Source organism: Paenibacillus sp. GCM10023250 (assembly GCF_042653205.1).
GTDB lineage: Bacteria > Bacillota > Bacilli > Paenibacillales > Paenibacillaceae > Paenibacillus_Z.
In genome coordinates, this window is record NZ_JBHSHY010000079.1 from 1 (window position 1) to 5,425 (window position 5,425).

4 protein-coding genes are annotated in these 5,425 nt (G+C 63.9%); all 4 read right to left on the minus strand.

Annotated elements, in window-relative coordinates; genetic code table 11:
• Window positions 1-125: 125 nt before the first annotated feature.
• Window positions 126-2,195, minus strand: a complete 2,070-nt coding sequence (locus tag ACFPB1_RS27205) for a chemotaxis protein CheW (protein WP_379229349.1) — start codon at window positions 2,193-2,195, stop codon at window positions 126-128.
• A gap of 45 nt (window positions 2,196-2,240) precedes the next feature.
• Window positions 2,241-3,512: a protein-glutamate methylesterase/protein-glutamine glutaminase gene (locus ACFPB1_RS27210; protein WP_379229350.1), complete on the minus strand. Its 1,272-nt coding sequence runs from the start codon at window positions 3,510-3,512 to the stop codon at window positions 2,241-2,243.
• Window positions 3,513-3,542: 30 nt separating this feature from the next.
• Window positions 3,543-4,412: a MinD/ParA family protein gene (locus ACFPB1_RS27215; protein WP_379229351.1), complete on the minus strand. Its 870-nt coding sequence runs from the start codon at window positions 4,410-4,412 to the stop codon at window positions 3,543-3,545.
• A partial coding sequence (locus tag ACFPB1_RS27220) for a flagellar biosynthesis protein FlhF (RefSeq protein ID WP_379229352.1) occupies window positions 4,405-5,425 on the minus strand: 1,021 nt, incomplete at its 5' end. The genes ACFPB1_RS27215 and ACFPB1_RS27220, both read right to left, overlap by 8 nt.

A 5,425-nucleotide genomic window follows, 5' to 3' on the forward strand; every position in this document is an offset into this window, starting at 1 on the left:
GTTTATACTTCATTGTAGAGTGCCTCCTGAGCTGGGATTTGTTCTTTGGTCGGAACGTTCCCCAGTATACAGAAGGTGCTTTTTTCATTCAAACCTCGAATTCATTCATTACAGGAATGGCTCCTTTATTTGATGAGCGCGTTCGGATCCACGATCAGCGCGACTTGGCCGTCACCTAGAATCGTCGCGCCGGAAATCGCTTCGATGTTGGTCAGATAGCCGCCGAGCGACTTGAGGACGATTTCGTTTTGGCCGATGAATTCGTCTACCGTCACCGCGCCGACCTTATTGCCCTTGCGGATCACGATGACCTCGGTCTCCTGCTCCTCTTCTTCGGGGAACGTGCGGCAATCCAGCACCTGCGCGAGCGAGATGAGCGGAATGACGGAGCCGCGGTAGTCGATCATCCGGTTGCCGTGGATCTTGCGGATCTGCTCCCGCGGGACGATCGCCGTCTCGACGATCGAGGAGAGCGGAATCGCGTACTTCTCGGTACCGAGCTTTACGAGCATCGCGGAGATAATCGACAGCGTGAGCGGCAGCTGGATCGAAAATTTCGTGCCGCGGCCTTGCGCGGACTCCACGGTGACATGGCCGCCGAGCGATTCGATCTTCGACTTGACGACGTCCAGCCCGACGCCGCGGCCGGAAATGTCGGAAATTTTGTCCGCCGTGCTGAAGCCCGCGGCGAAGATCAGCATGTTGATCTCGTGCTCGGTCAGCCGCTTCGCCGCCTCGGCGTCGACGACGCCGTTCTTAATCGCAATCTGCTTGACCTTCTCGGCGTTGATGCCGCGGCCGTCTTCTTCGACCTCGATGAAGACGTGGTTGCCGCTATGGTACGCGCGCAGCTGAACAGTGCCCGTCTCGGGCTTGCCGGCTGCGACGCGGTCCGCAGCGGATTCGATGCCGTGATCGAGCGAGTTGCGCAGCAGATGGACGAGCGGATCGCCGATCTCGTCGATGACCGTCCGGTCGAGCTCTGTATCCGCGCCGCTTACGACCAGCTCGACTTTCTTGTTGAGCGACTTCGCCAAGTCGCGCACCATGCGCGGGAACCGGTTAAAGACCGACTCCACCGGCACCATCCGCAGCTTCAGCACGATGTTCTGCAAATCGCTGCTGACGCGGGACATATGCTCGACGGTTTCGGTCAGCTCGTTGCGGCGGATTTCGCTCGCCAGCTGCTCGAGGCGGACGCGGTCGATCAACAGCTCGCTGAACAGGTTCATCAGCGAGTCGAGGCGCTCGATGTCCACGCGGATCGTCTTCCCGACGGTACCGCCCGCGGACGCCGGTACGGATGCGCGGGGCGCGGCGGGTGCCGCCGGCGCCGCGGACGCGGCGGTCTGGGCGATCGCCGAGGCGACCGCTTCCTGCGCCAGTGACGCGGACGCCGTCGGCGCGCCCTGCGCGGAAACGCCGCCGAGCTGCCGCAGCGATTCTTGATCCAGCTGCGTGATCGCGGCGCTTTCGATCTCCGATACCGCTTCGATGCCTTGGCGCAGCTCCTCTTCCGGGAGGCTCGCGATCGTGAATACCGTGAACGTCCGGTCGAACTTCTCCTGCTCGATGTCCTGCACGCTCGGCGTCGACTTGACGATTTCGCCGTTCTGCTCCAGGAAATTGAACACCATGTAGGCGCGCGCCGCCTTCAGCACGCAATCCTCGCGCACCGTCACCACGACGTGGTAGACCGACATGCCGGCCTCGATGGACTGCAGCAGGATGGAGCTTTGGAATTGGTCCAGGGCGCCGCCGTCATCCGCGATTCCCGCGCCCGCCTGCGAGGCAGACGCGCCGCCCGTCTTGTAATCGCCCTTCACGATCGCCTGCAGCGACGCCACGATGGCCGTAACGTCCGCTTTGCCGGTGCCGCCGCCCGTGATGTCCTGCACCATCGATTCCAGCGCGTCCAAGCCCTTGAACAAGGTATCGAAAATAAAATCGTCCATCTCCAGCTTGCGGTTGCGCACGAGGTCGAGCACGTTTTCCATCTCGTGGGTGAGCGAGGCGAGGTCTTCGAAGCCCATCGTCGCCGACATGCCTTTGAGCGTGTGCGCGGAACGGAAGATGATCTGAACGATCCCGATATCGCCGGGCGCGCCTTCGAGCTTCAGCAGATTTTCGTTAAGCGACTGCAGGTGATCGTTCGATTCGTCGATAAACATCGATAAGTAGGCGTTCATGTCCATGGCCTTGCACCTCCTGAATAAATAACTGTCAAACGAACAGCCGGTCTAACGCCGCACGGCGCGCACGAGCGCCTGCGCGATCTGTTTCAGCGGAAACACGTCCTTCGCGGCTCCGGTGTCCACGGCCGCGCGGGGCATGCCGTACACGACGCAGGTTTCTTCGGATTCCGCGATCGCCGTGCACGCGCCGCTTTCATTCAGCCGCTGCATGCCCTTCGCCCCGTCGGTGCCCATGCCCGTCATGAGCACAGCGTGCCGCTTCAACTCGGTTAAGCGCGCGCACGATTCGAACAGCGCGTCGACGGACGGGCGATGACCGCCGCGCGGCGCGTCGTCGGTCAGCAGGACGTGATAGCCGCCGCCGTCCTTCTCCACCGTCAGATGATGGCCGCCGGGCGCGATGTACACCACGCCGGCGCAGATCCGTTCGCCCTGCGCGGCCTCCCGGACGTGCAGGGCGCTGAAGGCGTCCAGCCGCAGCGCAAGCGAGCGCGTGAACTTAGGCGGCATGTGCTGCACGACGAGCACGGGTGCCGGGAAATCCTCCGGCAGCGCCGAAATGACCTCATGAAGCGCCCGGGGACCGCCCGTCGACGTGCCGATCGCCACGAGATGCCGGAACGCTTCGGTCGGCCGGGGCTTGCGCCGCGCTTGCTCCGGCGGCTCGGCGGCGTCGGCCGGCTGCGCTTGGGCCGATTCGCTAGCCGGCTCGGCCAAGGTACATCGAGCCTCCGGCTCCTCGCCGGCAGGCCCGGCTTTCGCAGCCGGAGCAGGCTTTCTGCCTATGACAGCAGGCGTGCCCTCACCGGACTGCGGCAAATCCTGCGGCCGCGGTTGGCTGATGCCCGGCTGCTTCGCTGCGACTCGCGTTTCGTCGCTCTGCTTGTCCGGCGCGTACCACTTCGAATGGCGTCTCGTGATCGCCGCGATGCGCAGCTTCTCGAGGAGCTGCTCGCCGACGTGCCGAATGTCCGGCGACAGCGGGCCGGCCGGCTTGCGAATGAAATCGAACGCGCCGTTCTGAAGCGCCTTGATCGTCTCCCGGGTCCCGTCGTCGCTGACGCTCGACATCATGATTATCGGCACGGGATGCACGCGCATGATGCGCTCCACCGCTTCCAAGCCGTTCATGACCGGCATTTCCAAATCCATCGTGACGATGTCCGGCTTCAGCCGGCGCACGGCTTCGATCGCGTCGCGGCCGTCGTTCGCCGTGCCGGCGATCGCGAACCGGGGATCGCTTCCGATCAGGTCGCATAGGATGGTTCGCATAAAGGCGGAGTCGTCCACGACGAGCACGCGAGAAGTCGCAGCCATAAGGCGAGCCTCCCTTTCCTCAAAGGTGGGTTATGATCGTTTGAACATGCGCTGCAGGAACCCTTTGACGCCGCCGCTTGCGGGCGCCGGCACGGCGGATACGTCTGCGAACCGGCCAGCGATATCGGCGATGGCACGTGCCGCCTCCGTGCCGGGAAACGCGACGGCGAACGGGACCTGCTTCTTGACGGCTTTCGTCACATTGGCATCGTCTGGCAGCATGCCGAGCACCGGAACGTCGACGTCCAGGAAGCGCTTGGCCACGAGCCCGATCTTGTCGGCCGTCGCGCGGCCTTCCTTCGCGTCCGCCGCCCGGTTGACAATAAGCTTGAACGAGACCCGATGCTCCAGGGCCGTCACCATTTTGATGAGCGCGTAAGCGTCCGTGATGGCCGTCGGCTCCGGCGTCGTGACGACGATCGTCTCCTGCGCGGCAGCGATGAACTTGATTGTTTCTTTGGACAGCCCGGCTCCGGTATCGAACAGAATCACGTCGTACTGCCCGTGCAGCCGCCCGATCTGCTGCGCGAAGTAGTCCAGCTGATCCGGCGACAGATCCAGCAGATCCGCGAACCCGGAGCCGCCCGCGATGAAATGGACGCCCTGCGGTCCCTCCTGGATGATCTCCCAGATGGTCTTCTCTTGCTTCAACAAGTGATACAGGCTGTACGTCGACGAAATGCCCATGAGCACGTCGATGTTCGCCATGCCGATGTCGGCGTCGAAGATCAGCACTTTCTTGCCGATCCGCGACAAGGCGAGCGCGAAGTTCAGGCTGAAATTCGACTTGCCCACGCCGCCCTTTCCGCTGGTCACCGCGACGATGCGGGTCGTCCGGCCCTCATGCCGCAGCTCTTGGTTGCGGACCATGTGCCGGAGCGCCTCTGCCTGATCAATCATGCGGCGCCCCCAGCAGCAGCTTGACATAGTCGGAAGCCCGGAACGGCGCGATGTCGTCCGGGACCGTCTGGCCGTATGCGACGTACGCCGGCCTCATCCCGTGTTCCAGAGCCAGGTTCAGGACGGCGCCGACGGCGTTCGTCTCGTCCTGCTTCGTGAACAGCACCCGCGTGACGCCGAACTTGGCGAAATTAGCCGCGACCGCCGACATGTCGCTCGTCTTGCCCGTCAAGCTGAGCACGAGGAACGTCTCCGACCGGCCGCCCGGCTGAAGCAGGCTGTTCACCTCCGAGACATAGAGCTCGTTGCGGAAATTTCGTCCTGCGGTATCCATGAAGATCAGCTCGCAGTCTTCCAGCGCTTGGAACGCGCGCGTTACTTCGGCCGGGGAAAATACGACTTCGAGCGGCACGTTCAGAATGGTCGCATACGTGCGGAGCTGATCGACGGCGGCGATCCGGTACGTGTCGGACGTGATGAAGCCGACTTTCCGGCCGGCCTTCAGCGTTTGTTCCGCGGCCAGCTTCGCGATCGACGTCGTCTTGCCGACGCCGGTTGGCCCGACGAAATGCACGACTCTCGTATCGCTTGCGATCCGGCCGTCCTCGAAGCCGCGCAGCCATGCCAGCAGCGTGCGTTCCGCGATCTTCCAGACGGCGTCGCGGCCGGGATCGCCGTTATAGCCGGAATCAGACGCATCCGCAGCCGCGAGCTCCGCTTCCACCGCTTCGAGAAGCCGTTCGGCCCATCGCTCGCCGACCTCCTGCGTCGTCAGCCGATTGTAGAGCGACTGCAGCGCTTCCGGTCTGGCCGCGAGCTGCTGCTGCTTCGACATGCGCATGATCCACTGCTTCATGTCGCGGATTTCGTCCATGAGCGCTTCCTCGGTCACGCCGCTCTTCTTCGGCAGCGCGGCCGCCGATGGCCCGGACCTGGGGCGCGACGCGCCCGGCGCCTCCTCGCGCGGCTGCGGCTCGCCCGCCGCGGTGGGCGCCGTGCCGCGAGCGCGATCC